This is a genomic window from Arthrobacter sp. 05N33_2 (genome assembly GCF_056397425.1).
The window spans coordinates 1-2,437 of the sequence record NZ_JBFTNJ010000132.1; the positions used below are offsets into that span (position 1 = coordinate 1).

2 protein-coding genes are annotated in these 2,437 nt (G+C 59.2%); both read right to left on the reverse strand.

Going from position 1 to position 2,437, the window contains the following annotated elements:
- Positions 1-257, reverse strand: a 257-nt coding sequence (locus tag AC1DHX_RS20560) for a DUF6361 family protein (RefSeq protein ID WP_476900448.1), incomplete at its 3' end; no start/stop codon positions are given.
- A 102-nt stretch (positions 258-359) separates the two neighbouring features.
- Positions 360-2,437, reverse strand: a 2,078-nt coding sequence (locus tag AC1DHX_RS20565) for a restriction endonuclease (RefSeq protein ID WP_476900449.1), incomplete at its 5' end; no start/stop codon positions are given.

Here is a 2,437-nt window from a genome sequence, read left to right on the forward strand (position 1 = left end):
TCCGACCGCTTTCGCACGTCATCCGGGTTTCTAGTGCTTTTGTGTGCGGTGACGTAGGCCCAAGGCACAAGGAGCATGTACCGCGCTCCCAGGTGCAGCACGGAGGTGCCGGGGAACAGGCTGTTGCTGATCGCATCGCGCAGCTGGCCCATGCCGAGGTCATCAGTGGTTTCCGGCGTGCCGAAGAGCTTCACGAGCTCGCGCATCTTCGAGTTTTCCTCGGTGGACGCATCGAGCCAGGAGATGAGAGATGTCATGTGGGGTGTGCTCGTTTTCTACTGGGGACTTAGAGGCGTGTCCTCGGCATGCATCGACGAAATCACCCACCTCCGCTTTACTTCACATTGCTCGAACTCGGATCAGCTGGCGTCGCGTGTTGTCGCGAACTCCTGCAGCACTGCTGGTTGCGCGCCAGGGCCAACGAGCTGCATCAGCTCGGTGTAGTCGGTGACGACGTCGTAGTTCACGTCGTGACCGGACTTCTCGTTCAGCGACGCGAAGAACTTGCGGGCGCACTCAATCTTGGCGTTTTCGACACCCTTCAGCTGAAGCGTGGACAACGAGCCCTTGGTCTCGGCGACGAAGTAGACGTGTTTGACGCTGCCCTCGGTGAACGCGATCGCCCAGTCCGGGTTGTAGTCGCCGACCGGGGTCGGGATAAAGAACCCGCGCGGAAGCTTCGTGTAGACGACGACCTCGTTGCTGACGTCGAGAGCAGCGCCAAGGGCGCGCTCGATGCCAGAGTCATCGACGACGTACTCGAAGACATTTCGGTTCGGGGTATGGACCGCCTTCGAGAGGTCCTGCGCGGTCTGGTTCTGTGTGAAGATCGCGGAATCGTAGCGATCGTCGAGAAGGTTGTACTCGATCTTCTGGATAATCGTGGCGGACTTTTGCTCGTTGATCAGTCGGGCCGCTTCGGTGATGAACTGCTCGGGATTCTGCTTGAACTTCGCAAAGGTCGCGGGTGTGACTCCGGTGAGGATCGCGGCGCACGTACGGCGAGTAAGTCGCGTCTTCTCCGCGATCTCACCGAGTAGGTCGTACGGGACAGTCGAGCTAGCACTGAGTTCTGATGACTCAGTGGTGGTTTTGGCGATCTTGAACGCTCTCCCAGCTGAGAGAGCGTCGGTGTCGATGTCGCTAGCCATCGAGCCCACGACAACGACGTACTGCATCTTGGCGACGTTGAGCGATGTGTCGAGCACACGGACGCAACTGTTGATCAGCTCTTCTGAGCCGAATTGGACTTGATAGAAGGCCTTGCGGTTGATGCGCTGCCAAAGCTCTTGGAACTCCGGTTTGTCGAAGTTCGACTTGTTGATGGGGATCAGCTTTGGCTTGCGACCATCGGTCAGCTTCGGGGCCTCAACGTGGAGCGAGTCGATGAGTTCGGCTACTTGGTAGAAATACGGCTCCAGCGCCGGAGGTAGGGCTGGAATTTCGGGAAGGTTCTGACGATCGAYCCACTTGGCGGTGAGCTGCTGCTCGTAATCGATGAAGYCGTTAGCGGTGAGCCAGTACTGAAGCTGCTTCGCCTCGTCGACTGTGAGCTTGTGCTCCGTTCCTGCGGCCACGTCGTGGAGCGCAGCCCCGGTGAAGAACTCTGGCGTCGCCTTCCGAGGCCGCGCGCTGAGCAGGTTGAGTGTCTCCCGCTGGAAGTCGCGCACGAAGTCGGCGTAGGACTCTTCCGTCACGACTGTCAGCTCGTTGATCTCGTGCACGGTGACCGGGTTGTCTGCCCGCTCGCCGTTCTGATCGACAGCTAGCCGCAGACCACGGCCGACTTCTTGCCGGCGTGAGTCGCCGGCGGCTGCCCGCTTCAGGAACCCCAGGGTAAAGACATTGGGGTTATCCCAGCCCTCACGCAGTGCGGAGTGGCTGAAGATGAAGCGAAGTGGGTAGTTTAGGTCGAGGAGCTTTTCTTTATCTCGGAGGATGGCGTCGTATGCTTCAGTGTCGCGCGACTGGCCCTTGTTGTCGCCAGTAGCCTCGATGTCACCGTCAACCCACCGGCCGGTCTTCTTGTCGACGGAGAAGTAGCCGTTGTGGATCGTGCGGACCACATCGCGCTCCAAATAGTCGCGGTATCGCGCAGCAGACTCATCAAGGTCTAGTTCGCTGAGCCTTTCTGCTCTGAGGGCCTCGTACTCCTCCTCGAAAACGCGAGCATACTCACCGAGGTTGCCCGGCTGGGTATAGTCGCGATACTTCGGGACCTCGTCGATGAAGAACAGCGAAAGTACTTTGATGCCCAGACCGAAGAGTTGCCTCTCCTTGTCGAGGTGGGCGCGGATGACTTCGCGGATCTGAAGGCGACGTTTCTGATCGTCGGTAACATCGTTCGTGATCTGGCCCACCGTGAGGGTCTGACCGTCGAGGAGTGTGACGACGTCGTTGTTCGCGTCGATCTCGTCGACGACGAGCCCCTTATAGG